The sequence below is a fragment of the Streptomyces wuyuanensis genome, from assembly GCF_900103455.1.
GTDB classification, from domain to species: Bacteria; Actinomycetota; Actinomycetes; order Streptomycetales; family Streptomycetaceae; genus Streptomyces; species Streptomyces wuyuanensis.
On sequence record NZ_FNHI01000001.1, the window covers coordinates 86,965 to 113,673 of the forward strand.

Annotated in this window: 19 protein-coding genes; 15 read left to right on the forward strand and 4 right to left on the reverse strand. The window is 71.7% G+C overall.

The window, feature by feature from the left end; translation table 11 throughout:
• The first annotated feature begins 117 nt into the window (after positions 1-117).
• From BLT82_RS00365 to BLT82_RS00395, 6 genes are all read left to right on the forward strand, one after another.
• Positions 118-1,830, forward strand: a complete 1,713-nt coding sequence (locus tag BLT82_RS00365) for a DUF4192 family protein (RefSeq protein WP_093651724.1) — start codon at positions 118-120, stop codon at positions 1,828-1,830.
• 708 nt (positions 1,831-2,538) lie between these two features.
• The gene (locus BLT82_RS00375; RefSeq protein WP_093651725.1) at positions 2,539-3,297 is read left to right on the forward strand and encodes an NUDIX hydrolase; all 759 of its coding nucleotides are present in this window, start codon (positions 2,539-2,541) and stop codon (positions 3,295-3,297) included.
• A gap of 160 nt (positions 3,298-3,457) precedes the next feature.
• A complete protein-coding gene (locus BLT82_RS00380) occupies positions 3,458-5,830 on the forward strand; it encodes an ATP-binding cassette domain-containing protein (protein ID WP_093651726.1) in 2,373 nt (790 codons plus the stop codon).
• 105 nt (positions 5,831-5,935) lie between these two features.
• Positions 5,936-6,877: a FadR/GntR family transcriptional regulator gene (locus BLT82_RS00385; protein WP_093651727.1), complete on the forward strand. Its 942-nt coding sequence runs from the start codon at positions 5,936-5,938 to the stop codon at positions 6,875-6,877.
• A gap of 344 nt (positions 6,878-7,221) precedes the next feature.
• On the forward strand, positions 7,222-8,793 hold the full coding sequence (locus BLT82_RS00390) for an RNA polymerase sigma factor (RefSeq protein WP_280142440.1): 1,572 nt from the start codon (positions 7,222-7,224) through the stop codon (positions 8,791-8,793).
• A 307-nt stretch (positions 8,794-9,100) separates the two neighbouring features.
• Positions 9,101-9,934 (forward strand): S1 family serine peptidase, encoded by an 834-nt coding sequence (locus BLT82_RS00395; protein WP_093651729.1) that lies wholly within the window; start codon positions 9,101-9,103, stop codon positions 9,932-9,934.
• A gap of 231 nt (positions 9,935-10,165) precedes the next feature.
• On the opposite strand, the gene BLT82_RS00400 is transcribed toward BLT82_RS00395, so the two are convergent.
• Positions 10,166-10,396, reverse strand: a complete 231-nt coding sequence (locus tag BLT82_RS00400) for a DUF7455 domain-containing protein (protein WP_093651730.1) — start codon at positions 10,394-10,396, stop codon at positions 10,166-10,168.
• A gap of 435 nt (positions 10,397-10,831) precedes the next feature.
• Between BLT82_RS00400 and BLT82_RS00405 the strand changes: the two genes are divergently transcribed.
• The 3 genes from BLT82_RS00405 to BLT82_RS00415 all read left to right on the forward strand — a co-directional run bounded on the left by BLT82_RS00405 (position 10,832) and on the right by BLT82_RS00415 (position 15,237).
• The gene (locus tag BLT82_RS00405) at positions 10,832-12,949 is read left to right on the forward strand and encodes a DNA gyrase/topoisomerase IV subunit B (RefSeq protein WP_093651731.1); all 2,118 of its coding nucleotides are present in this window, start codon (positions 10,832-10,834) and stop codon (positions 12,947-12,949) included.
• 135 nt (positions 12,950-13,084) lie between these two features.
• Positions 13,085-13,648, forward strand: coding sequence for a DUF485 domain-containing protein (locus tag BLT82_RS00410; protein WP_244291765.1), 564 nt, complete (start codon positions 13,085-13,087; stop codon positions 13,646-13,648).
• Positions 13,645-15,237, forward strand: a complete 1,593-nt coding sequence (locus BLT82_RS00415) for a solute symporter family protein (protein ID WP_093651732.1) — start codon at positions 13,645-13,647, stop codon at positions 15,235-15,237. Before BLT82_RS00410 ends, BLT82_RS00415 begins: the two co-directional genes overlap by 4 nt.
• A 52-nt stretch (positions 15,238-15,289) precedes the next feature.
• Here BLT82_RS00415 and BLT82_RS00420 read toward each other — a convergent pair whose 3' ends face one another.
• Both BLT82_RS00420 and BLT82_RS00425 read right to left on the reverse strand, forming a co-directional pair.
• Complete coding sequence (locus BLT82_RS00420) at positions 15,290-16,000, reverse strand: response regulator (RefSeq protein WP_093651733.1); 711 nt, start codon at positions 15,998-16,000, stop codon at positions 15,290-15,292.
• Positions 16,001-16,013: 13 nt separating this feature from the next.
• Positions 16,014-17,690 carry an ATP-binding protein gene (locus tag BLT82_RS00425; protein ID WP_093651734.1) on the reverse strand — a complete coding sequence of 559 codons (1,677 nt, stop codon included), beginning with the start codon at positions 17,688-17,690 and terminating at the stop codon, positions 16,014-16,016.
• A gap of 139 nt (positions 17,691-17,829) precedes the next feature.
• Here BLT82_RS00425 and BLT82_RS00430 point away from each other — a divergent pair, with 139 nt between their 5' ends.
• The 5 genes from BLT82_RS00430 to BLT82_RS00450 all read left to right on the forward strand — a co-directional run bounded on the left by BLT82_RS00430 (position 17,830) and on the right by BLT82_RS00450 (position 24,013).
• A complete protein-coding gene (locus BLT82_RS00430; protein WP_093651735.1) occupies positions 17,830-18,837 on the forward strand; it encodes a LacI family DNA-binding transcriptional regulator in 1,008 nt (335 codons plus the stop codon).
• Between the two features lie 154 nt (positions 18,838-18,991).
• Positions 18,992-20,473, forward strand: a complete 1,482-nt coding sequence (locus BLT82_RS00435) for an extracellular solute-binding protein (RefSeq protein ID WP_404202409.1) — start codon at positions 18,992-18,994, stop codon at positions 20,471-20,473.
• A 3-nt stretch (positions 20,474-20,476) separates the two neighbouring features.
• On the forward strand, positions 20,477-21,442 hold the full coding sequence (locus BLT82_RS00440) for a carbohydrate ABC transporter permease (protein WP_093651736.1): 966 nt from the start codon (positions 20,477-20,479) through the stop codon (positions 21,440-21,442).
• Between the two features lie 19 nt (positions 21,443-21,461).
• Positions 21,462-22,337: a carbohydrate ABC transporter permease gene (locus tag BLT82_RS00445; RefSeq protein WP_093651737.1), complete on the forward strand. Its 876-nt coding sequence runs from the start codon at positions 21,462-21,464 to the stop codon at positions 22,335-22,337.
• Between the two features lie 26 nt (positions 22,338-22,363).
• Entirely contained in the window at positions 22,364-24,013 is a 1,650-nt protein-coding gene (locus BLT82_RS00450) for a glycoside hydrolase family 13 protein (protein WP_093651738.1), read from the forward strand.
• Positions 24,014-24,196: 183 nt separating this feature from the next.
• Here BLT82_RS00450 and BLT82_RS00455 read toward each other — a convergent pair whose 3' ends face one another.
• Positions 24,197-25,438, reverse strand: a complete 1,242-nt coding sequence (locus BLT82_RS00455) for a citrate synthase (RefSeq protein ID WP_093651739.1) — start codon at positions 25,436-25,438, stop codon at positions 24,197-24,199.
• Between the two features lie 96 nt (positions 25,439-25,534).
• On the opposite strand from BLT82_RS00455, the gene BLT82_RS00460 reads away from it, so the two are divergent.
• Complete coding sequence (locus BLT82_RS00460) at positions 25,535-26,701, forward strand: citrate synthase/methylcitrate synthase (RefSeq protein WP_093651740.1); 1,167 nt, start codon at positions 25,535-25,537, stop codon at positions 26,699-26,701.
• Positions 26,702-26,709 lie beyond the last annotated feature (8 nt).

Below are 26,709 nucleotides of genomic sequence, written 5' to 3' on the forward strand. Positions count from 1 at the left end.
GCGCTCGAACCACCTCCGCGACCACGCGGACGTCCTCCGGCCGCTCCTCCGGTCAGCCTGTGGATAACGTTATCCACAGGGGTCGCGGTCCGCGGTGGTCCGCGAGACCGTCGGGCCATGAACAAGCACCACGAACCCACCGGGCCGGCCGACGAGCAGCAGCAGATCACTCTGCGCGGGCCGGCCGAACTCGCCGACGCCCTGCCGTACATGCTGGGTTTCCACCCGACCGATTCGATCGTGCTCGTCGCGCTCCACGGCGGGCGGGGCCGCTTCGGCGGCCGGCTCCGTCTGGGAATCCCCGAGTCGCAGCACGAGTGGCTGCCCGTCGCCCGCCACCTCGCCGAGTGCCTCATCGAGGGCAGCGAGCGGCGGGGCGCCCGGCCCGACGGCATCGTCGTCTTCCTGTGCCAGGATCCCGCGGAGGCGGAGACAGGCCGGGCGGTGATGGAGCGGCTGCGCCCGCTCGCGCAGTGGCTCCGCACCTCCTGCGGAGCGCTCGACGTCCCGGTCCCAGAGGCGCTGTGCATCTCCGGCGGCCGGTTCTGGAGTTACTGCTGCCCGGATACCCGCTGCTGCCCGGCGGAGGGGACGGCGATGGCGGTTCCCGGTACCTCGGTCATGGCCGCGGCAGCGGCTTACGCGGGCATCCAGGTCAGGGGCTCGCTGCGGGAGATGGAGTCGCGCATCCAGCCGCTGCGGAGCCCGGCCATGGCCGAACAGGAGCGGGCGCTGGACTCCGCGGGTGCGGCCCTGCTGCCGAGGATCCTGCACGGAGGGAGCAGGGAGCAGGTCGGGGCCGAGACCCTGCGGCTCGCCCGTCGGCTGATGAAGCGCCTGGGGGAGAGGGCGACGCTGGACACGAGCCGGTCCTCGGCGGACGCACGCGACGACAGGCTGATCTCCCACGCCGAAGCGGCCGCGGTGATTCTCGGACTTCAGGACCGCGACACCCGGGACCGGGCCGCCGCGTGGATGGAGGGTCCGGACGCCCACCGTGCGCTGCGGCTGTGGCGGGCGCTGGCCCGGCGCTGTGTCGGTCCCTACGCGGAGCATGCGGCCGCTCCGCTCTCGCTGGCCGGCTGGGTGTCCTGGTCCACGGGCGACGAGCCGAGCGCGCGAGTCGCCCTCAGCCTCGCCCTCCGCGTGGATCCGGAGTACGTCTTCGCACGGCTGCTCCACCAGGCGTGCAACGACGGGCTGGACCCCGAGGACCTGCGGCGCTGTCTGCGCACGCCGGGCGCGGCTTTGGAGTCGGCGCAGGCGGCGACGTCCGTGCCCGCCCCGGTCGCCGCCGCTTCCGTGGCCGGCCCGGCGGGATCGGAATCGGCAGTTGCGGAGCTCACGGTCGGCTGTGCGGGGTCCGACCCGGCTTCACCGGAGCTCGCGGCCGGGTCCGCCGGTGGGGAGCCGGCCGCTGCCGAGCCCGGCACCGTGCCGGCGGTTCCCCAGGAGGCCGCTCCGGACACCTCGTCCCCCACCCCCTCCGAACCAGCTGTCCCCGCACCCGAAGTCCCCGAGACGGGAAAGGACACATCCGTCGCCATGGCGAGCCCCGGCGCGGCAGGGGAGCCCGGGCCGCGGACGCCCGGCTCGGTGCAACCCCCGTGTCACCGCAGCGAGGGGGCGCGCAGGCCGCAGTCGCGCTCCGGTCCGGTGCGTCCGGCAGCCCTGAGGAAGAACACGGCTGGCCGAGCTGCCGCTCCGGGAGCCACCCCGTCCACCAGGCGGCGCTCCTCCGAGGTCGACGGCGACACCGCTGCACGGCGCCGGGCCCGATCGGTGGAGCGGCCCGGTGACCGCGGTAGGGGAACGGGTGACGGAGCATGATCGGTCGATCGAAGACCTGGGAGGCGCGGCGGAGCGTGATCGTCCCGTCTCCGCGAGGGCCCGCGTCCGGCCTACCGGCGGTGCCGCACCGCCGGAACCCCGGGCCGTGAGGCGGCCCCGCCCGGTCGGGTCCGGTGCGGTTTGACCGGTGGTGCCCTACGGCCGGACCTCGTGGATCGGGAGGCGCGCCGGGCGAGGCCCCCGCCCGGCCTTCGGGCCGGTTCCTCGCTGTCCCACGCCTCGTCCTGATTCGCCGTCGCCGTCGCCGTCGCCGTCGCCGTCGCCGTCACAGTCGCTGTCGCTGTCGCTGTCGCTGTCGCTGTCGCTGTCGCTGTCGCCGGCCGGTCCGGACCGGCCCGGTGCGGCCGCGTTCGGTCCTGCCCCGACTGCGCCCCGGCGGGTCCTGCCCCGGCCCCGACCCCCGGCACGGGCCGGGCCGGTCAGTCACCGGCCCGTGGCGTCCGGCCGTCCCGGCCCCCGTCCGGCCGGTGACGGGCGCCGCCCGGTGGCCGGGTCATCGGCGGAGCCGAACCAAGGGAGGGCGGAGAGCCGTCGAAGACGTCGTCGGGAGCGCGGGGAGGGCGTAGTTGGGGGTGCGAGTACGGCGGGTCCGGCGCGCGACGGGGCTGTCGATCCGGATCGCCAAGAAGCCGTTGTTCTGATCGCGAAGGGAGTGTTTATCGTCAGGAAGACGACTATGATCGCGGCATGCCCTACGACCCGTCGGCTTTCCCGCCCTTCGCTGTCACCGTCGACCTGGTGGTGCTCACCGTGCGGCGTGATGCGCTGTGCGCTCTGGTCGTGCGCCGCGGTGAGCAGCCGTACCAGGGCCGGTGGGCGCTGCCCGGGGGATTCGTCAGGGCCGACGAGGACCTCACTGGGGCGGCGGCGCGCGAACTCGTCGAGGAGACGGGGCTCTGCGTGCACGACCCCCACTCGCCCGCGCCCGACAACGGCGCCCACCTCGAACAGCTCGCGACCTACGGCGACCCGAAGCGCGACCCGCGGATGCGGGTGGTGAGCGTCGCACATCTGGCACTCGCTCCGGACCTCCCGGCGCCCCGCGCCGGAGGCGATGCGAACAGTGCGCGCTGGGCACCCGTCGAGACGTTGCTGGGCCAGGAGGGCGGTGCGCGGGGCGAGGAGCAGTCCGGGCAGCTCGCCTTCGACCACACACAGATCCTGGCGGACGGCGTGGAACGGGCCCGCTCCAAGATCGAGTACTCGTCGCTGGCCACGGCGTTCTGCCCACCGGAGTTCACGGTCGGCGAGCTGCGGCGGGTGTACGAGGCGGTGTGGGGCGTGGCCCTGGACCCGCGGAACTTCCACCGCAAGGTGACCGGCACCCCCGGCTTCCTGGTGCCCGCGGGCGGCACGACGACCCGCCAGGGCGGTCGCCCCGCACAGCTCTTCCGGGCCGGTGGCGCGACCTTGCTCAATCCGCCGATGCTGCGCCCCGAGGTCTGACTGCAGGGCGGCGTGTGCGCGCAAATGCCGCCCTCGCCCTGACACCCGGCACTACGAGGCTGCGTAGAAAGTCCGAAATGTCGCGTTATCGTGCTGCGGTATCCGCACCTGCCGTGTACCCGCACAGCCGCCGAGCGGTCTCACCTCCGCAAGGGAAGCGATGCTCCAGGCCATCGGACTCACCAGCACCTCCCGTCGGTACCTCACGCCGGCCGTGGACGACCTGACCTTCGAGGCGAGACCGGGCGGCGTCACCGCCCTTCTCGGGGCCAGGGGTTCGGGGAAGAGCACCGCCCTGCGGCTGATGCTCGAACTCGAGGACGGCAGGGGCGTCACGTACTTCCGGGGGCGCCCCCTGCACGCCATCGCGAACCCCGCCCAAGAGGTGGGGGTGCTGTTGGGCGATGTACCGGGCCACCCCGCCCGCACGGCGCGGAGCCAGCTCCGGATGCTCTGCGCCGCCGCGGGAGTGCCGGTGTCGCGCGCGGACGACATGCTCGACCTCGTGGGCATCGCCGCGCTGCGGGACGCGAGGCTGGGTTCGCTCTCGCTCGGCATGGACCGCAGACTGGGTCTGGCCGCAGCGCTGTTGGGGGACCCGCACACGCTCCTGCTCGACGCACCGTCCCGGGGACTCTCACCGCGTGAGCACAGCTGGCTGTTCGGCCTGCTGCGTGCTCATGCCGCGCACGGCGGGACCGTCCTCTACACGACCGCGGACCCCAAGGAGGCCGCCAGGACCGCGGATCGCGTGGTGACGATCGACGGGGGCCGGCTCGTCGCCGACCAGGACGTGGCCGACTTCGCCCGCACGCGACTCCGGCCGCGGGTCGCGGTCCGGACCCCGCACGCCGTCCGGCTCGCCGCGGCGCTGCGCAGTGAGTCACGAGCCGCGCGGCGCTCGGTCGAAGTGGTCACCGAGGACGGCAACCGGCTCTCCGTGTACGGGAGCAGCTGTGCGGAGATCGGTGACGCCGCCTTCCGCCACGGCGTTCTCGTCCATCAACTCGCCGACGAGATCGGAGACGCGGGCCCTCGTCCGGTACCCGCGCCCGAGCAGCGCGCCGAGGCCCCGAGCGGAGTCGCCCTCGCAGCGCCCGAGGCCGGCGCCGCACCCGCCCCGGACCTCCCCGCCGGCCGACGGCTCGCCGAGCGGGACGGCAGCGTTCGCCGGGCATTCCCGCACGGCGGCCCCGCGCATGCGGCGGCGCACCATTCAGGCCCCCGCCCCGCTGCGCCGTACGCTCCCGGCCGCCACCCGGAGCCCCTGCACCGCGCGGCCCCCCTTCCCCAGGCCGCGCTCCACTCCACCCCCGGTTCGGCCGCGGCCGCCATGCCTTCGGGCACCCCGGCCCACGGGGCCGGCCGCGATCCCGACGCCCTCCGTACCGACGCCCTCCGTACCGACGCCCTCCGTCCCGAAGTCCCCGGTTCTGCCGCACTCGGTTCTGTCGTCTCGGGCCCTACTGCCTCCCGCTCTGACACCCCGTCCCACGGTGCCTCCCGCTCCGCCGCCTCCGGTTCTGACGCCTCCCGCCCCGACGCCCTCCGTCTGGAGGCCAAACCCCCTTCTGCCTGGGGTCGCGACGCCTCCGGCAGCCGTTCCCCCGCAGGCATGTCGCGACCCGCGGACGCCCGGGCAGATCGAGCCGATTCCCTCCGAGGCGGTCGGGCCGAACTCCTGGAGCGGGGCCGGGACGCCACGGCCGAAGAGAGCCCATTCCGCCTCCGCCGCGGGGCACCCGGAACCCGGCGGGCTCCGTCGCAGCCGCTCCAGCCGCTGCGGTACGAACTGCGCCGTTTCCTCGGGGTCCGGACGACGTACCTGGTCGCGGCGGCCGTGCTCGTCTGCTCCGCCGCGCTCTCCGCCCTGCTCGCGTACGCCGGCCGCACTCCGCTGCCGGGCCTCCTCGCGGCCTGGCCCGAGGCGCTGCCCCTGCCACCCGCAGCCTTCGGGGCCGGTGTCCTCGGCGCCCTCTCCTTCGGGGAGGAGTCCCGCTATCCCGCGCTGGCGACCGCGCGCGGAACCGTGCCCCGCCGGCTCGGCCTGCTCCTCGCCAAGCTCACGGTGACGGGCACCGCTGCCCTCCTGATCGGCTGTGCCGTCGCCGTACTGGACGCCCAGGTGCTGTGGCTCCTGTACGGGTCGGACCCCGTGCCGTCTGTCGGCAACTGGCGGGCCCTCAGCCTGAGTTGGGCCGGTCTCCTGATCGGCTGCGCCTGGACGGGCCTGCTCGCAGCGGGCACCTTCCGCCCCACGGCCGCGGGTGTGGCGGCGGTACTGGCCGTACCGATGGCGGTCGCCCCGCTCGTGCGGCAGGCGTTCGCCGGACCGTCCGGGCGCTCGGTCGAGGGATTCCCGGGCCGCCTGCGGGAGCTGGTCTGGCTGCAGTGGCCGCATGAGGTGGACCGCTGGTTGCTCGCGGCCGTGCGGGCGCTCGTTCAACCGGTGGGAACGGCGCTGACGTTGTCGATTTCGGTCCTGCTCTGCGCGTACCTGCTCATCAGCCTTCGCGGCAAAGCTCGTTGGTGACCGATTCTGATCACAGTGCGATGAGCTGCCCGTAACTCCCCGAAGAATGACCGTTTCTTCCCGATAAGGCGTCAATTGCGGGGCGAGCGCCGATCACCCTTTCGTGTGCTTTTCACCAAAGACCTCAAGGGCGGCTCGGGGCGCGCCGACAAAGGATGCGTGAGTACCCTTGCGCACACCATGATGACCGCCGCCCGCCCCGTCGAGTCCGGCCTCGCCGGCCCGGGCGATCTCGACCGATACCCCTACCCGGAGGTGCCCGGCGTCGACCGGGTCGGCCCCCCGGCCTGGGACACCGCGGAAAGCGAGTTGGGCCGGGCCGGCCGCCGTGCCGCGGGCAGCCGGGGCCGCGGGCTCCACGGTCAACTCGTCCAGCAGCTGGGCCAGATGATCGTCTCCGGAGACCTCGGGGCCGATCGTCCGCTCGTGCCGGAGGAGATCGGCCAGCGCTTCGAGGTGTCCCGCACCGTGGTCCGCGAGTCCTTGCGGGTCCTCGAGGCCAAGGGCCTCGTCAGCGCCCGTCCGAACGTCGGCACCAGGGTCCGTCCGGTCAGCGACTGGAACCTGCTCGACCCCGACATCATCGAGTGGCGCGCCTTCGGTCCCCAGCGGGACGACCAGCGCCGTGAGCTGACCGAGCTCCGCTGGACGATCGAGCCGCTCGCCGCCCGGCTGGCGGCCGGGCACGGCCGGGAGGACGTCCAGCAGCGCCTCGGCGACATGGTCGAGATCATGAGCCACTCGCTCACGCAGGGCGACGGGATCACCTTCACCCGCGCCGACGCCGAGTTCCACTCGCTCCTGATCCAGGTCGCCGGGAACCGCATGCTGGAGCACCTGTCCGGCATCGTCGCCGCCGCGCTCCAGGTCTCCGGGGGTCCGGCCGCGGGCTGCGACCGCCCTTCCGAGGCCTCCCTCGCCCACCACGCCCGGATCGTCGACGCCCTCGCCGCCGGCGACGCGAACGGCGCCGAATCGGCGATGCGGCAACTTCTCACCGTGCACCCCGAGGTGGAGCGCGTGGTCCCGGCTCCGCGCGAGCACTGACCCGCGGCTGCGGCCGGGCGTTCGAGGCGTACCCATCGTGTGTCGCCGGACCCTGTGGTCCGGCGGCACGATTGTGGGGTCGAATGCTGAATGGACCCCCATTTGGTCGTTTCGTCGCAAATGAGGTGTGACTCGGGCCACGCGGATTGGGCGTAACACTCCTCGAGACAGTGCGATGACCTAAGAGGTGACAGCCGAGGAGGGAATACGGGCGCCGATCACGGCGCTGTTCACTCTCCGAGGTTCATCCCGCGCCGTCGGTACATCCCCAGCCGGCGGTCGTCGGCTCCGGCCCGAGCATGGGCGGGGCCGGAAGCCGTTTCCATCGTTCCGAGAGGTTGTTCGTGTCGGCCAGCACATCCCGTACGCTCCCGCCGGAGATCGCCGAGTCCGAGTCTGTGATGGCGCTCATCGAGCGGGGAAAGGCTGATGGGCAGATCGCCGGCGATGACGTGCGTCGGGCCTTCGAGGCTGACCAGATTCCGCCAACCCAGTGGAAGAATGTTCTGCGCAGCCTCAACCAGATCCTCGAGGAAGAGGGTGTGACGCTGATGGTCAGTGCCGCGGAGTCGCCCAAGCGCACCCGCAAGAGCGTCGCAGCTAAGAGCCCGGCAAAGCGCACCGCCACCAAGACCGTCGCCGCCAAGACGGCCACGGCCAAGACCGCCGCCGCCACCGCGGCGTCGTCGGCCACGGCCGCCGACGACGAGGCCACCACGGCGGACGTCGGCGAAACCGGCGCGCCCGCGAAGAAGACCGCCGCGAAGAAGACGACGGCCAAGAAGACGACGGCCGCGAAGAAGACCGCCGCGAAGAAGACCGCGGCCAAGAAGACGACGGCGGCCAAGAAGGACGCCGAGGAGCTGCTCGAGGGCGAGGAGGCGCTCGAGGAGCCCCAGACGGGCAAGGCGGGCGGCGACGAGCCCGAGGGCGCCGAGAGCGCCGGCTTCGTGCTGTCCGACGAGGACGAGGACGACGCCCCCGCGCAGCAGGTCGCCGCCGCCGGTGCCACCGCCGACCCGGTGAAGGACTACCTGAAGCAGATCGGCAAGGTCCCCCTGCTCAACGCCGAGCAGGAGGTCGAGCTCGCCAAGCGCATCGAGGCGGGTCTGTTCGCCGAGGACAAGCTGGCGAACTCGGACAAGCTCGCCCCGAAGCTCAAGCGCGAGCTGGAGATCATCGCCGAGGACGGCCGCCGGGCCAAGAACCACCTGCTGGAGGCCAACCTCCGACTGGTCGTCTCGCTGGCCAAGCGTTACACCGGCCGCGGCATGCTCTTCCTGGACCTGATCCAGGAGGGCAACCTCGGTCTGATCCGCGCCGTCGAGAAGTTCGACTACACCAAGGGCTACAAGTTCTCCACGTACGCCACCTGGTGGATCCGTCAGGCGATCACCCGCGCCATGGCCGACCAGGCCCGCACCATCCGTATCCCGGTGCACATGGTCGAGGTCATCAACAAGCTCGCGCGCGTGCAGCGCCAGATGCTCCAGGACCTGGGCCGCGAGCCCACCCCGGAGGAGCTGGCCAAGGAACTCGACATGACCCCGGAGAAGGTCATCGAGGTCCAGAAGTACGGCCGCGAGCCGATCTCGCTGCACACCCCGCTGGGTGAGGACGGCGACAGCGAGTTCGGTGACCTGATCGAGGACTCCGAGGCCGTCGTCCCGGCCGATGCCGTCAGCTTCACGCTCCTCCAGGAGCAGCTGCACTCGGTGCTCGACACGCTCTCTGAGCGCGAGGCCGGCGTGGTCTCGATGCGCTTCGGCCTCACCGACGGCCAGCCGAAGACGCTCGACGAGATCGGCAAGGTCTACGGCGTGACGCGTGAGCGGATCCGCCAGATCGAGTCCAAGACGATGTCGAAGCTGCGCCACCCGTCCCGCTCCCAGGTCCTGCGCGACTACCTGGACTAGGACGAGGACGACTCGCACGGCACAGGGCCCGGCTTCCGGCGGAGGGAGCCGGGCCCTTCGTCTGCCGTGGTCCGGAACCTGCCGACCTGCCGTGCTCCGAGCGTGCCGACCGTGTCCGGCCGCGTCCTTCACGCCGCGGGCGGATCCGCCTCCGCTCCGCTCTGCTCCTGCCGGACGATCGTCCGCAGCGCCCGTCCGGGTTCGGCTGCCGGCATCGCCGCTCGCGCAGCGACGTGGCGCGGGTGCGGACGGTGCCCGACTGGCTGACGCTGAGTGGACGGAGAGTACCGGAGAGTCAGGAGAGCGCATGCGACGTCCCATCACCCGACCCTTGACGACGGCCTTGGCCCTGGCCTCCGCTGCGGCTCTGACGCCACTGGTCTCCCCGGCTCCGGCGGCCGCCGACAGCGTGATCATCGGAGGGGCCGCTGTCCGGTCCTCGGAGATCCCCTGGGTCGTCGCGCTGTCCAGCCGTGACCGGTTCGGGGGTACCAGGGCCGGTCAGTTCTGCGGTGGCGTGGTGGTGGCACCGACGAAGGTGCTCACCGCGGCCCACTGCCTCAGCCGCGAGGTGCTGGGGACACCGGTGAGCGAGGTACGGGACCTGCGGGTGATCGCGGGGCGCGAGGATCTGCGCGGGCCCGGCGGGCAGGAGATCCCCGTGCGGAGGGTGCAGCTCGCGCCCGGGTACGACCCCGTGACCAGCTCCGCGGATCTGGCCGTGCTCACTCTCGGCGTCGCGCTGCCCGCGCAGCACGCCATCGCGACGGCCCGTCGCGGGGACGAGGCGTACCGCCCGGGCACGGCGGCGACGGTCTACGGCTGGGGTGACACCACGGGGGCCGGCACGTACGCCCGCACGCTGCACGCCGCGCAGGTGCAGGTGCAGCCGGACTCGGTGTGCGCGCAGGCGTACCCCGGAAGCGTGATGGGGGGTCGCTACATGCCCGCCACCATGATGTGCGCCGGAGACGCGAGGGGCGGACACGACGCCTGTCAGGGCGACAGCGGCGGTCCGCTCGTGGCGCAGGGGCGGCTGATCGGGATCGTCTCCTGGGGCAGCGGATGCGGCCGGGCCGACTCCCCTGGGGTCTACACCCGGGTCGGAGAGGTGCTGCCGACGGTGACCGACAAGCAGTGAGAACAGCGCCCCAGTTGGTGCTGCGCCGAACACTTTCGGCCATGATCGGGCCGAAGTTGGCACCCTGCTGACCGCAGGGAAGGCATAGACGGTCGCTGGGCGTGGTCGCACGAGGACGTCACGTCACCGGCCGGAGCGTGGCATCAAGAGAACGGGCGGCCACCCCCGCGGAGGGGTGGCCGCCCGTCAGCCGGTCCTGGACCGGCCCCTGGCTCGTCGTGGGATGCGAGGTCAGCGCTCGTCTTCTCCGGTGCTGGCCGGTACGGCCGTCAGACGGTCCGTCTCATCCTGTATCTCAGCGGCGATCTTCTTGAGTTCCGGCTCGAACTTGCGCCCGTGGTGGGCACAGAAGAGCAGCTCACCGCCGCTTGTCAGGACGACGCGCAGGTACGCCTGGGCGCCGCAGCGGTCGCAGCGGTCAGCGGCCGTCAGCGGGCTCGCGGGGGTCAGAACAGTAGTCACGTCGCCTCTTCTCTAGCTCGACGAGCTGTCGTACCAGGGTCAACATCCAACCAGGCCGAAAACGTTCCCGCTCGGGCCTTTTCCCTGAAACTTCTTCGTCAAGGTGGCTGTCTGCTGCCGGTTGGCGGCGAATGTGCCGTATTGCTTAGCTTTACGGTTTCGCTTGGTTCTCTGGGCCTTGGGTCCTCCCGGCTGGGTTGCCGGTTGTTCATGAGGACGTGCCCGGAGCCTAAATGGTTCATGCCTGGAAGGGAACGTGATGTGCGCGTCACCCCATCGAGGGATCGAACGTGTATGCGACTCTGGACTAGCATGTTGAATCATGAGGGTGGCGTTACATCGGCTCTACCAGGCCTCGGTACCCTCTGACCGGCGACCGACGCCGGGCCAATACCCCCACACGGCCATATTCAAATTCAGCGAGGAGCGAACCGCGTGACCGCCGAAACGTCCGTGCCGTCCAGTGCGCTGCTGACCGCAGACCGTGACGGTTCCAACTACACCGCGCGGCACCTGCTCGTCCTCGAGGGGCTCGAGGCTGTTCGCAAGAGGCCGGGCATGTACATCGGCTCGACCGACAGCCGCGGCCTGATGCACTGCCTGTGGGAAATCATCGACAACTCGGTGGACGAGGCCCTCGGCGGCTACTGCGACCACATCGAGGTCATCCTCCACGAGGACGGCTCGGTCGAGGTCCGCGACAACGGCCGAGGCATCCCCGTCGACGTGGAGCCCAAGACCGGGCTGTCCGGCGTCGAGGTCGTCATGACCAAGCTGCACGCCGGCGGCAAGTTCGGCGGCGGGTCGTACGCGGCCTCGGGCGGTCTGCACGGCGTGGGCGCCTCCGTCGTCAACGCGCTCTCCGCCCGCCTGGACGTCGAGGTCGACCGGGGCAGTGCGACCCACTCGATCAGCTTCCGCCGGGGCGTGCCCGGCATCTTCACCGAGTCCGGCCCGGACGCCCCGTTCGACCCGGCCAACGGGCTGATGAAGGGCAAGCGGGTGCCCAAGAACCGCACCGGCACCCGGGTCCGCTACTGGGCGGACCGGCAGATCTTCCTCAAGGACGCCAAGCTCTCGCTGGAGACCCTCCACCAGCGTGCGCGCCAGACGGCGTTCCTCGTGCCCGGTCTCACCATCGTCGTGCGCGACGAGCGCGACCTGGAGGGCGAGGGCAAGTCGCAGGAGATCTTCCGCTTCGACGGCGGCATCAGCGAGTTCTGCGAGTACCTCTCCCAGGACAAGGGCGTCTGCGACGTTCTGCGACTGAGTGGTCACGGCACGTTCAAGGAGACCGTCCCGGTCCTCGACGACCGCGGCCACATGACGCCCACCGAGGTCACCCGCGAACTCGGCGTCGACATCGCGCTGCGCTGGGGCACCGGTTACGACACGACGGTCAAGTCGTTCGTGAACATCATCGCCACCCCCAAGGGCGGCACCCACGTCACCGGCTTCGAGCGCTCCGTCACCAGGACGATCAACGAGGTGCTGCGCTCCGCCAAGCTGCTGCGCGTCGCCGAGGACGACATCGTCAAGGACGACGCCCTCGAAGGGCTGACCGCCGTCGTGACGGTCCGGCTCGCCGAGCCGCAGTTCGAGGGTCAGACCAAGGAGGTCCTCGGCACCTCCGCGGCCAACCGGATCGTCGCCAACGTGGTCGCCAAGGAGCTCAAGGCGTTCCTGACCTCGACCAAGCGCGACGCCAAGGCGCAGGCCCGGGCCGTCCTGGAGAAGGCGGTCGCCGCCGCGCGCACACGGATCGCCGCCCGCCAGCACAAGGAGGCGCAGCGCCGGAAGACCGCTCTCGAGTCGTCCTCGCTGCCCGCCAAGCTCGCGGACTGCCGCAGCGACGACGTCGAGCGCAGCGAACTCTTCATCGTCGAGGGCGACTCGGCGCTCGGCACGGCCAAGCTCGCCCGGAATTCGGAGTTCCAGGCCCTGCTGCCGATTCGCGGCAAGATCCTCAACGTGCAGAAGTCGTCGGTCTCCGACATGCTCAAGAACGCCGAGTGCGGCTCGATCATCCAGGTCATAGGGGCGGGCTCCGGCCGGACCTTCGACATCGACGCGGCCCGCTACGGCAAGATCGTCCTGCTCGTGGACGCCGACGTCGACGGCGCGCACATTCGCTGTCTGCTGCTCACGCTCTTCCAGCGCTACATGCGGCCGATGGTCGAGGCCGGCCGGGTCTTCGCCGCCGTGCCGCCGCTGCACCGGATCGAGCTGATCCAGCCCAAGAAGGGCCAGGACAAGTACGTGTACACGTACTCGGACAACGAACTGCGCTCCACGCTGCTGGAGTTCCAGCGCAAGGGGGTCCGCTTCAAGGACTCCATCCAGCGCTACAAGGGCCTCGGCGAGATGGACGCCGACCAGCTCGCGGAGACCACGATGGACCCGCGCCACCGCACGCTGCGCCGGATCAACATCGGGGACCTGGAGGCGGCGGAGCAGATCTTCGACCTGCTGATGGGCAACGAGGTCGCGCCGCGCAAGGAGTTCATCACCAGCTCCGCGGCGACCCTGGACCGCTCGCGCATCGACGCCTGATCCCACGCCAGGGGCGGAGCGCCGGCTTCCGTCACCTGATGGGGTGAAGAGCAGAAGAGAAGAGTCCGGGATCCCCCCGTTCTGTCCATCCTTGGGCAAGCGGCCGTAACGGTTCGCTGACAAGGAGAGCTGAGCGTGGAGAAGCAGCAAGACCGGGACGACGGTGCGGTCCGCATCGACGACCCGTGGTACGACGCGCTGGCCTCCGGCTGGGGCGAACCGGGCGGTGCGGACGAGACCGCGCCCCCGGCGCCCCCTGCCGCGGGAGCCGGCGGCCACCGCCACCGGGCGAGCGACATCTACCTGGAAGTGCACCGCAGCGCGGCCTTCCAGGAGGTCCGCAGCCGCTATCGGCGGTTCGTCGTACCGGCGACCACCGCGTTCTTCATCTGGTACGTGGCGTACGTGATCACGGCCACCGCGGCCCCCGCGCTGATGGCGCGGCCGGTGATCGGCGCCGTCAACGTGGCGATGGTGGCCGGGCTGGGCCAGTTCCTCAGCACCTTCCTGCTGACCTGGGCGTACGCGCGTCATGCCCGGCTGCGCAGGGACCGTGCCGCGCTCGACCTCCGCTGGGCGGTCTTCGACCGGACACGGGACGCGCAGCCGGCACTCGGCGACGACGGCGGGAAGGCGGAGCCCGCCGAGGGACTCCCCCTGCCCCGGCAGGCCGACGCGGCGCGGGAGAACGAGCGTTGACGGGCGATCACCAGACCCTGGCCCTCGTGCTGTTCAGCGCGTTCATCGCGGTGACCCTGGCCATCACCACCTGGGTCAGCCGCAACCGGCGCGGCTCGGCCGAGGAGTTCTACGCCGGCGGACGGCTGTTCTCACCGATGGAGAACGGCTTCGCCATCGCCGGCGACTACATGTCGGCGGCCTCGTTCCTCGGCATCTCCGGGCTGATCGCGCTCTACGGCTACGACGGCATGCTCTATTCCGTGGGCTTCCTCGTCGCCTGGCTGGTGGTGCTGTTCCTGGTGGCCGAACTGGTCCGCAACTGCGGCCGGTTCACGCTCGCCGACGTCGTCGCCAGCCGGATGAGCGAGCGCCCCGTCCGGATCGCGGCGGGAACCTCCTCGGTCGCCGTGTCCGTGCTCTACCTGGTCGCGCAGATGGTGGGAGCGGGCAGCCTGGTCGCCCTGCTCCTGGGCGGGACGAGCGAAGCCGCGCGCTCGTGGACCGTCATCGGCGTCGGCGCGCTGATGGTCGTCTACGTGTCCATGGGCGGAATGCGGGCCACCACCTGGATCCAGATCGTCAAGGCCGTACTGCTGATGGCCGGCGCCACCGCGCTCACCGTGCTCGTCCTGGTCCGCTTCCACGGCGACGTCAACCAGCTGCTCGACTCCGCCGCCGCGCAGAGCGGACACGGCAAGGACTTCCTCTCGCCGGGACTGCGGTACGGCACGGACTGGACCGCGCGTCTGGACTTCATAAGTCTCGGGCTCGCCCTGGTGCTGGGGACCGCCGGCCTGCCGCACATCCTGTCCCGCTTCTACACCGTGCCCACGGCCCGGGCGGCCCGCCGCTCGGTCGTCTGGTCCATCGGGCTCATCGGCAGCTTCTACCTGATGACGATCGTGCTCGGATTCGGTGCGGCGGCCATCCTCGGCACCGACGAGGTGCGCTCGTCGAACGCGGCGGGAAACACCGCGGTCCCGCTGCTCGCCCTCGACCTGGGCGGCGGCGCGGGCTCCACCGGAGGCACGGTGCTCTTCGCCGTCGTCGCCGCCGTCGCCTTCGCGACCATCCTCGCCGTCGTCGCGGGCATCACCCTCGCCTCGTCGGCGTCGGTCGCTCACGACCTGTACGCGTCGCTGAGGCGGCGGCGCGGCAAGGGGTACAGCGAGGTCGCGGTGGCGCGGGTCGCCGCCGCGGTCATCGGCGCGGCCGCGATCGCACTCGGCCTGCTCGCCCGCGACCTCAACGTGGCGTTCCTGGTGGGCCTCGCTTTCGCCGTCGCCGCCTCGGCGAACCTCCCGGTGCTGCTCTACTCGCTGTTCTGGCGGAACTTCACCACGCGCGGCGCGGTGTGGTCGGTGTACGGCGGGCTGGTGCCGGCGGTCCTGCTCGTGGTGCTCTCACCGGTGGCGTCGGGCAGCCCCGAGGCGCTGTTCCCCGAACTGGACTTCCAGCTCTTCCCGTTGCAGAACCCCGGCCTCGTCTCCATTCCGCTCGGCTTCCTCGCCGGCTGGCTCGGCACGGTGACGTCCTCCGAGGCCCCGGACGAGGCGAGGCACGCGGAGACGGAGGTCCGGGCGCTGACGGGAGCGGGCGCGGTCTGAGCGCGACGGCGCACCGCCGGCGGCAGCCGGCACCGGGCGGGGGTGTCCGTGGTCAGGCCCGGCCGTCGCCGCTCGCCGTCCAGGTGTAGCGGTGCTCCGGGCGGCCCGTCTCGCCGTAGCGGAGGCTGAGCCGGACGCGGGCCGAGCGTTCCAGGAGCTTCAGATAGCGCTGTGCGGTCTGCCTGCTCACACCCGAGCGTTCCGCGATCTCCTGGGCGGAGAGCGGGGCGTCGGCGGCCATCAGCACCTTGCGCACCAACCCGGCGGTCGTGGGGGAGTGGCCCTTGGGGAGGTCCGCGGAGGGCGTTGCGGAGAGGGCGCCGAAGATGCGGTCCACCTCGGCCTGTTCGGCCTCGCCGCCGCCCTCCAGGGTGCGCCGCAGACCCGCGTAGGCCTCCAGCCTGGCGCGCAGTCCCGCGAAGTTGAACGGCTTGACCAGGTACTGGAGTGCGCCGTGCCGCATCGCCGCCTGGACGGTGGCGACATCGCGCGCCGCGGTCACCATGATCACATCGGTGTGGCGGCCGAGGCGGCGCAGTTCCCGGACCACCGCGAGCCCGTTCTCGTCCGGCAGGTAGTGGTCCAGCAGGACGAGGTCGACCGGCCCTTCGGCGATCCGTTCCAGTGCCTCGGCGGCGGAGTGCGCCATTGCCGCGACCCGGAAGCCGGGCACCTTCGCCACGTACGCCGCATTGATCTCGGCGACGCGGATGTCGTCGTCCACGACCAGGACCTCGATCGGCGCGTCGGCACCTCGCGTCATCGCATGTCACCCGTCATCGCATGTCACCCGTCGTCGTGAGTCCCGCTTCGAGGTCCGCGTCGGCCAGCGCCTCCGGCAGTACGACGGTGAACTCCGCGCCCCCGCCCGCCGTCGGGCAGGCCTCGGCCACCCGGACGCTCCCGCCCTGCCGCTCCGCGAAGCGCCGGACCAGCGCCAGGCCGAGCCCGCGCCTGCCGTGCGCGGGCGGCTCCTTCGTGGACCAGCCCTCGGTGAAGATCAGTTCCTGCTGCTCGGCCGGCACTCCCGGACCGCTGTCCGAGACCCGCAGGACGACGGTGCGGTCCTCGGCGAGCACCTCGATCTCGATGCGCGGGTCCTCGGACGCGGCAGCCGCGTCCAGCGCGTTGTCGACGAGGTTGCCGACGACGGTCACCAGGCCGCGCGGGTCGACGAGACGGTCCGGAAGCAGCGTGCCGGACGCGATCCGCAGCGAGACGCCCCGCTCGGCCGCCACCGTCGCCTTGCCGACCAGCAGTGAAGCCAGCAGAGGATCTCGGATCCTCTCGGTGACCTGCTCGGCCGTGGCCCGGTGCACGCCCACGGCCTCGGTCACGAACTCGACGGCCTCCTCGTGCATCTCCAGCTCCAGCAGCCCCAGCAGCGTGTGCATCCGGTTGGCGTGCTCGTGGTCCTGGGCGCGCAGTGCGTCGATCAGTCCGCGGGTCGAGTCCAGTTCGCGGCCCAGCTGCTCCAGTTCGGTGCGGTCGCGCAGCGTGGCGACGGCGCCGCCGTCGTCCGTCGGCATCCGGTTGGCGATCAGTACGCGATGGCCCCGTACCGTCACCAGGTCCTCACCCGTGACCCTCCCGGCCAGCACATCGGCGGTGCGGCCGGGGCCGAGCGCGTCTTCGAGCAGCCTGCCGGCGGCTTCGGGGCCGAGCCCGAGCAGCCGCTGGGCCTCGTCGTTCATCAGCCGGATCCTCCCCGCTCCGTCGAGGGCGACCACGCCTTCCCGGATGCCGTGGAGCATCGCCTCGCGCTCGGCGAGCAGCGCGGAGATGTCGGAGAACGCGAGGTCGTGGGTCTTCCGCTGGAGCCGGCGGGAGATCATGTAGGCGGCGAGCGCACCGACGGCGAGGGCACCGCCGGCATAGGCGAGGAGGCCGGGGATCGCGCCGAGCAGCCGCTCGCGGACGCTGTCGTACTCGATACCGACGGAGACCGCGCCGATGATCCGCCCGTCGTCGTCGCGCAGCGGCACCTTGCCCCGGGCCGAGCGGCCCAGCGTGCCGCTGTCGATGCCCATCACATGCCGGCCGGCCAGTGGCTGGCTGGGGTCGGTGGAGACGACCTCGCCGATCTGCTCCGGGTCGGTGTGCGACCAGCGCACCCCGCGCCGGTCCATGATCACGACGTACTCGGCACCGGTGTTCCGCCGGATCCGTTCGGCCTCCGTCTGGACGGGGCCGTTCTCGGACGGCTCGGAGCCGAGGAGGTCCTCGGCCACCTGTGGTGACGCCGTCGTCTCGGCGATGGCCAGCGCGCGGCGCATCGCCTGGTCGTCCAGCTGGGAGCTGAGCGGCGCCAGGAAGAGGCCGGTGGCCAGGACTGTCACACCGGTGGCGATGGCCAGCTGCATCAGCAGGACCTGCGCGAAGACCCGCCTCGGCCAGCCGAACCGCCGCCGTCTCGGGAACACGCCTGAGGGGCCGGTCGATGCGGGGCTCATACGGATGCACGGTAAGCGTGCGGGACGGCCTTCGGGAAATCCCGTCCCCCACCGCGGCCGGACGGTACGGACGCCGCCGGAACCGTACGGACGAAACTTGACGCAAGTGGCTTGCGTTGCTTGCGCTAGTCTTGCGTTCATGACGCGACGACTTGCTCAGGTGGCGAAGAAGGTGGGGGTCAGCGAGGCGACGGTCAGCCGGGTCCTCAACGGCAAGCCGGGCGTCTCCGACGCCACCCGTCAGGCCGTGCTGACCGCGCTCGACGTCCTCGGCTACGAGCGGCCCACACAGCTGCGCGGTGAGCGCGCCCGGCTCGTCGGACTGGTCCTGCCGGAGCTGCAGAATCCCATCTTCCCCGCGTTCGCGGAGGTCATCGGCGGTGCACTCGCCCAGCAGGGGCTCACTCCGGTGCTGTGCACCCAGACCAAGGGCGGTGTCTCCGAAGCGGACTACGTCGATCTGCTGCTCCAGCAGCAGGTGTCCGGAGTGGTCTTCGCCGGCGGTCTGTTCGCCCAGGCGGACGCCCCGCACGAGCACTACCGCCGGCTCGCGGAGCGGCGGATCCCCGTCGTCCTGGTCAACGCGGCCATCGACGGTCTCGACTTCCCCTGCATCGCCTGCGACGACGCGGTCGCCGTCGAGCAGGCCTGGCGGCACCTGGTGTCGCTCGGGCACGAGCGGATCGGGCTGGTCCTCGGCCCTCCCGACCACGTGCCGTCCCGGCGCAAGCGCGCTGCCGCGCGGGTGGCGGCCCGGGCCGCGGGCGGCGAACTCCCCGACGAGTTCCAGGAGAGCTCGATGTTCTCCCTGGAAGGCGGGCAGGCGGCGGCCTCGCGGCTGCTGGACCGCGGGGTCACCGGCATCATCTGCGCGAGCGACCCGCTGGCCCTGGGGGCCGTGCGGGCGGCGCGCAGGCGAGGGCTGTCCGTGCCCGGGGAGGTGTCGGTCGTGGGCTACGACGACTCCGCGTTCATGAACTGCACCGAGCCGCCGCTGACCACCGTCCGCCAGCCCATCGAGGCGATGGGCCGCGCGGCGGTCGAGCTGCTCTGCGCGCAGATCCACGGGGGCGTGGTGCCGCCGGACGAGCTGTTGTTCGAGCCCGAACTGGTGGTCCGAGGCTCCACGGCACCTCCCTCTCGCTGATCTGCGGCTGTCTGTCGAATATTTACAAAGCCTGCGCGACATATTGCGGACTTCTGTGGGCGGTGCTTGAGTGAGCGACGCCCCGGCGGTGCGGCTGTCCCCAGTGGCACGCCTGCCGAGGGCCTTCCACGCTCATGCCCGAAGGGGACCACCGATGAGAAGTGTTCGGTCGAGCAGTGCCAGGTTCCGTCGTACGAGCACCACGAGCACCACGAACGCCCTGCGTGCTGCGAGCGGCGCGCGTCGCAGTCGCCGCACCTTCGCGGCCGCCCTCCTCGCCGCCCTCGCGCTCACCGCGCTGGCCGCCTGCGGTACGAGCAGCAGCGCCGGCGGCGGCGATGCCGAGGGCGGCGGCTCCTCCGATCCGTCGGCCCCCCTGGACCCCAAGGCCAAGGTGACGCTCACGATCGACTGCATGCCGCCGACCGCCAAGGCCGCCGAGCGCAAGGAGTGGAACGAGGACGTCCGCACCTTCAACAAGACCTATCCGAACGTCCGGATCGAGGGGAAGTCGACGCCCGGGCAGTGCCTGGAACCGCCCCGCTTCACCGCCATGCTCAAGGCCAAGTCCCAGCCCGACGTCTTCTACACGTACTTCACCGACCTGGAGCAGGTGCTCGACAACGACGGCGCGGCCGACATTTCCGCGTACGTCACCGACAGGACCGTGCCCGCCCTGAAGGACATCGACCCGGACGTCATGGGCTCGCTCACCAAGGACGGCAAGCTCTACGGCCTGCCCACCAGCAACTACACCATGGGCCTGCTGATCAACCGGAAACTCTTCCGGCAGGCCGGGCTCGACCCCGACCACCCGCCGCGCACCTGGCCGGAGGTCCGCACCGCCGCCAGGGCCATCGCCGGCCTCGGCGAGGGCATCGCCGGATTCGGCGAGTACAGCGCCGGCAACACCGGCGGCTGGCACTTCACCGCCACCACCTACGGCCTCGGCGGCGACATCGTGGACGCGAGCGGCCGGAAGGCCGCGTTCAACAACGACCTGGGACGGCAGATCCTCGGGAACCTCCACGCCATGCGGTGGCAGGACGACAGCATGGGCCGCACCCAGCTGCTCAAGTGGGGCGATCTGCAGAAGCAGATCGCGTCCGACAGGCTCGGCATGTTCCTGGCCGCGCCCGACGACATCACGTACATGGTCCAGCAGCTGGGCGCGAAGTACGAGAACTTCGGCATGGGCCCGATGCCCGGCGAGAAGACCACCCTCTTCGGAGGCAACAACTACATGATCAAGAAGGGGAGTTCCCCTGACAAGATCAAGGCCGCCGTCGCCTGGCTGAACTTCAAGAACCTGACCGTCGGCAAGGGCCAGTTCGACTGGTCGCGCACCAAGGCGGACGGTCTGCCCGTCGGCCTCCCGCAACCGAACTTCTGGCTGAACGCCAGCAAGACCGCCGACGACGCCGAGCGCGCCCGGCACGCGACGATGCCGGTCGCCAACTTCAAGACCTTCATGGACAACCCGGTCAAGGGCAAGGCCGAGCCACCGCGGGCGCAGGAGATCTACAAGGTTCTCGACAACGTGATGTCGGGCGTCCTCACCGACGAGGACGCCGACATCGCCAAGCTGCTGGCAACGGCCGAGCAGCAGGTGAACCGGATCCTGGCGAACCGCTAGCCCATGCCGTCCGCATCCGCACTCCCATCGAGCGAGCGGCCGGAGGCGCGCGCACAGCGTGACTCCGGCCCCCGCCCCGCCCCGGCCCGCGCCGCACTGCTGCGGTCCCTCGGACACCACCTGTCGGCGCACGCGTTCCTGATCGGTGCGGTCCTCTGCTTCTCCCTGTTCTCCTGGTACCCGATGGTCCGGGAGTTCCTGCTGGCCTTCCAGCGGACCGAGGACGGACGGACCTACTGGGCCGGCTGGGACAACCTCCGCACCGTCCTCGCCGACCCGGCCTTCTGGCAGGCATGGCGCGGCACACTGCTGTTCACCGGCCTCGCACTGGTCCTCGGCTTCGCCGTGCCGTTCGTCGTCGCGCTCGTGATCAACGAGTTCCGGCACGCACAGGCGTATCTGCGGCTGCTCGTGTACCTGCCCGTGATGCTGCCGCCGGTCGCCTCCGTGCTGCTCTTCAAGTACCTCTACGACCCCGGCCACGGCCTGTTCAACAGCGTTCTCGCCGCACTCGGGCTGCCCGAGCAGCAGTGGCTGCAGGACCCCGACACCGCCATGCTCTCCGTCGTCGTCGCCGCCACCTGGATGAACATGGGCGGGGCGACGCTCATCTACCTGGCCGCGCTCCAGTCCGTCCCGGGCGAGCTCTACGAGGCGGCCGAACTCGACGGCGCGGGACTGCTGCGCAAGATCTGGCACGTCACCGTCCCCCAGACCCGCCTCGTGCTCTCGCTGATGCTGCTGATGCAGATCATCGCCACGATGCAGGTCTTCACGGAGCCGTTCCTGCTGACGAACGGCGCCGGCCCGGAGGGGGCCACGACCACCGTCGTCTACCTCATCTACCAGTACGCCTTCAACTTCAACGACTACGGGGCCGCGGCGGCGCTCGGTCTGCTCCTGCTCGTGCTGCTGTCCGGCTTCTCGGCGGCGTACGTCCGGCTGAGCCGCACCGCCGAGGACGCATGAACGGGGGAGCGGAACGCACATGACCACCAGGACGCTCGTCTCACCCGCGCAACTCGCCAGGCCGCGCGCCCGCTACGTGTACTGGACCGCGCTCGTCCTCGTGCTCGTCCTGTTCACGGCCGTCTTCCTGGGCCCCCTGTACTGGATGGTCACCGGAGGGCTGAAGAGCACCCAGGAAGCCGTGCAGTCGCCGCCGACCCTCGTCCCCTCGTCCTTCCATCCGGAGACATACGCCAGGGCCTGGGAGGTGATGGACCTGGCCCGGCTGCTGCTCAACACGCTCTGGTACGCGTTCGGCGCGCTCGCCTTCCAGCTCGTGCTCGACGTGTCCGCCGCGTACTCGCTGTCGCGGCTGCGGCCCGTCCTCGGCAAGGCGATCCTCGGGATGATGCTGGCCACGCTGATGATCCCGGCGGCCGTCCTCGTCGTACCCCAGTACCTGACCGTGCTGGACGTCCCCGTCGTGCGGCGCAATCTGCTCGACTCGCCGTGGGCGATCTGGCTCCCGTCCGTCGCGAACGCCTTCAACATCTTCCTGCTCAAGCGGTTCTTCGACTCGATCCCGCGGGAGATGCTCGACGCCGCGGCGGTCGACGGCGCCTCACGGCTGCGCATCCTGTGGTCCGTGGTGCTGCCCGTCTCCCGGCCGATCCTCGGCGTGGTGTCCATCTTCGCCGTGGTCGGGGTCTGGAAGGACTTCCTCTGGCCGATGCTCACCCTGCCCGACCCGACCAAGCAGACGCTGAACGTCGGGATCTACTCGCTCGCCAGCGGAGTTCCGGAGAACGTCCTCATCGCGGCCCTCACCATCGCCTCCGTGCCCACGCTGCTGATCTTCCTCGTCTTCCAGCGGAACATCATGAGCGGACTGACGGCAGGCGGACTCAAGGGCTGATGCCTCTCCCACCCGAAAGGATCGACGTGTCCGCACCGGATTCGGACTGGTGGCGCTCGGCCGCCATCTACCAGGTGTACGTACGCAGCTTCGCCGACGGCGACGGGGACGGCACCGGCGATCTCGCCGGCGTACGGGAGAAGCTGCCCTACCTCGCCGAACTGGGCGTCGACGCACTCTGGTTCACGCCCTGGTACGTCTCCCCGCTGGCCGACGGCGGCTACGACGTCGCCGACTACCGCGCCATCGACCCCGCGTTCGGCACGCTCGCCGAGGCCGAGAAGCTCATCGCCGAGGCCCGCCGGCTGGGACTGCGGACGATCGTCGACATCGTCCCCAACCATGTGTCCGACCGGCACGTCTGGTTCCGTGCGGCCCTCCTGGGGCGCCCCGGAGGGCCGGAGCGAGCGTTGTTCCACTTCCGGCGGGGCCGCGGCACCGGCGGCGAACTCCCGCCCAACGACTGGGAGTCCGAGTTCGGCGGCAGCGCCTGGACCCGGGTGCCCGACGGCGAGTGGTACCTCCATCTGTTCGCGCCGGAACAGCCCGACCTGAACTGGTCCCACCCGGCGGTCCGCCGCGAGCACGAGGACATCCTGCGCTTCTGGTTCGAGCGCGGGGTCGCGGGCGTACGGATCGATTCGGCGGCCCTGCTCGCCAAGGACCCGGCCCTGCCCGACTTCGAGCCCGGCAGGGATCCCCACCCCTACGTCGACCGCGACGAACTGCACGGCATCTACCGCTCCTGGCGGGCGGTGGCCGACGCGTACGGCGGCGTCTTCGTCGGGGAGGTGTGGCTGCCGGACTCCGAGCGCTTCGCCCGCTACCTCCGGCCCGACGAACTGCACACCGCCTTCAACCTCGGCTTCCTGGCATGCCCCTGGGCCCCCGCACGGCTGCGCCGCACCATAGACGAGGCCCTCGCCGAGCACGCCCCCGTCGGAGCCCCGGCGACCTGGGTGCTGTGCAACCACGACGTCACCCGCACCGTCACCCGCTACGGGCGCGCGGACACCGGCTTCGACTTCGCGACCAAGTCCTTCGGCACCCCGACCGACCTCACCCTCGGCACGCGGCGCGCCCGGGCCGCCGCACTGCTGTCACTGGCGCTCCCGGGCTCCGTCTACCTCTACCAGGGTGAGGAACTGGGGCTTCCGGAGGCCGAGATACCGCGCGAGCGCATCCAGGACCCGATGTATTTCCGTTCGGGCGGCAGCGATCCCGGCCGGGACGGCTGCCGGGTGCCGCTGCCGTGGACGGCCGCCCGCCCGGCCGCCGAGCCATGGCTGCCGCAGCCCCGGGACTGGACGTCCTACGCGGCCGACCGCCAGGCCGCCGACCCCGCCTCGATGCTCACTCTGTACCGCACCGCCCTCGGGCTGCGGCGGACCGAACCGGGCTTCGGCGACGGGCCGTTGACCTGGTTGCCGTCCGGACCGGGAGTCCTGGCCTTCGCACGGGGGGACGGGCCGGTGTGCGTGGTCAACCTGGGGCGGGAGCCGGCCGGTCTGCCGCCGCACGAGGCGGTCCTGCTGGCGAGCGGCCCGTTGACGGCGGGCGAACTCCCTCCGGACACGGCGGTGTGGCTGCGGGGCCGCGGCGTACCGGGCACGGCACAGCCGGATGCGGATGCGGAAGCGGCGGGCGGGGGCGGCCGCGGCGGGGTGCGGCGGTGACGGACGCCGCGCCGTCGCGGGATCCGGCCCCGGGGATCGTGCCGGGCCGTCCCAGACGTCCTGCGGCTCCCCGACGCCCCGCCGACTGCCCGCGGCGGGTCCGCCGGCCTTCCTGCCGAGCCGTCGAGTCGTCGAATCGTTGAGTCGTCGAGCCGTCTTGCCGTCCTCGCGTCGTGCCGTCGGTCAGGGCACGGGCCGCGGTGGCCGGGGCCCGTTGTACCGGCCACTCGGCCGCATGCGCAGCGGCCGCTCGTCGTACTCCTCCAGGGCATGGGCGATCCAGCCCGCCGTGCGGGCCACCGCGAAGACCGTCTCCCCGGCCTCGGCCGCCATGCCCGCCGACACCGACAGCGCCGCCAGCGCCAGGTCGACGTTGGCGTGCAGATCCGTCTGCCCGGCGGCGGTCGCCTCGACCTCGCGCGCGGCCTCCAGCGAGGGCCGGGCGTCCGGGATCTCCGCCAGGGCGCCGAACAGGGCCTCGGCGCGCGGGTCCCGCGCCGGATAGAGGCGGTGGCCGAGCCCCGGTACCCGGCGCCCCGCCCGCAGGTGGTCCGCCACGACCGGCGCCGCGCTGCCGCGCTCCAGCACCTCAGCGAGCATGCGGTGGGCGAGTCCGCTGGCCGCCCCGTGCAGGGGCCCGTCCAGCGCGCCGAGTCCGGCCGAGACGACGGCATAGGGATGCGCCCGGGCGGAGGCCGCGACCCGCACCGCCAGGGTCGAGGCGGCGAGATCGTGGTCGATCAGCAGGGAGAGCGCGAGGTCCAGGGCGCGCAGGGAAGGCTCGTCCGGCTGCCGTGCGGTCAGGCGTGACCACAGGCGCACGGCGAGCCGGTCCTCGCCGCCGTGGGCGGTGCCGATGACCGGCAGGGCGTCGACCAGCGTCGGGATGAGCATGCGCCCGACGCCGGTCACGGCCGACGGGCTGAGGTCGAAGCGGAGCGGGTCCGCCGCCGCCGCGGCGACGGCGGCCACCCGCAGCCGGTCCGCCGAGCCGCTGTGCGCGGGCAGGGCTTCCACGGCCCGGCGGGCGGCGGCGAGGGGTTCGGGCGGGGCGGTGAAACGGATGCCGCGCTCCAGGGTGCCGGTCCAGAGCCAGTCGGCGATCTCCTCGTAGTGGTGGCGGCGGGCGAGCTCGGTCGCGTCGACCCCGCGGAAGTAGTACCGGTCCTTGTCGATCAGCGTGATGCCGGTGCGGACCACGGGTGTGCCGTCACCCGCGGCCGCGGCCTGCCGGCGGCCGCGGCGGACCAGCGCGTCGACCTCCCCGGCGTCGAAGGTGCTGCCGCGCCCGCCGGGATCCCGGCGGCTGCCGAGCTGTCCACGGCTGACGTACGCGTACACCGTTTCGGGCTTCACCCCGAGCCGTTCGGCGGTCTCACGCGTGGTGAGCCGGTCTCCGTCCGCGCCCTGGTCCTGATCCGTCATGGGGACACCGTACACAGCGAGCCATGCATTGATTCAATCAATATTGACAGTGATCGAGTCAAGGATGGACAGTCGAGTCAATCGAGGGAGGACCACATGCTCAGCACCAACGGCGCAGCCGCGCCCCTGGACGTACCGCGCGGCCTCGCGGGTGTCGTCGTCACCGAGACCGAACTCGGCGACGTCCGAGGCCGGGAGGGCTTCTACCACTACCGCCAGTACTCGGCCGTGGAGCTCGCGGAGAGCCGCGGGTTCGAGGACGTCTGGCATCTGATGTTCCACGGCCGGCTGCCGGACGCCGCCGAGCGCGAGGCCTTCCTCGCCGGGACGGCCGCACTGCGCAGGCTGCCCGACGAGGTGCGCGCCGCCCTGCCCGCCGTCGCCCGGACCTGCGCGCCCTCCGGACCGCTCGCCGGACTGCGCACCGCACTGTCGCTGCTGGGGGCGTCGGCGGGGTTCCGGCCGGTGTACGACCTCGGCCCCGACGAGCGCCGCGCCGACGCGCTCGCGGCCTGCTCCGCCGTGCCCACCCTGCTCACCGCCCTGCACCGGCTGGGCCGGGGCCTGGAGCCGGTGGAGCCGCGCGAGGACCTGCAGTACGCCGCCAACTACCTCTACATGCTGACCGGTTCGGAGCCCGACCCGGACCGGGCGCGAGCCGTCGAGCGCTACCTCGTCTCCACCGTCGACCACGGGTTCAACGCCTCCACCTTCACCGCGCGGGTGATCGCCTCGACCGGGGCCGATGTCGCCGCCTGTCTGGTCGGGGCGATCGGCGCCCTGTCGGGACCGCTGCACGGCGGCGCCCCGAGCCGCGCCCTGGACACGCTCGACGCGATCGGAACTCCGGACCGCATCGACTCCTGGATCAGGCAGCGCGTCCTCGCCGGAGAGCGGATCATGGGCTTCGGGCACCCCGTCTACCGCACCGAGGACCCCCGCTCGCGCATGCTGCGCGCCGTCGCGGAGGGCTTCGGCGGCCCGTTGGTGGAGTTCGCCGTCGACGTCGAGGCGCGGGTCGAGGCGATCCTGGCGGAGCTGAAGCCCGGCCGGGAGCTCCACACCAACGTCGAGTTCTACGCGGGCGTCGTCATGGAGCTGTGCGGACTGCCGCGGGAGATGTTCACCCCCACCTTCTGCGCGGCACGGGTCGTCGGCTGGAGCGCCAACATCCTGGAGCAGGCCCGGGATTCCAAGATCATCCGACCCGCCGCGCGCTATGTCGGGCCGCAGCCGCCCCAGCCGCTCCCGAAGGCCTCCTGAACGCCCCA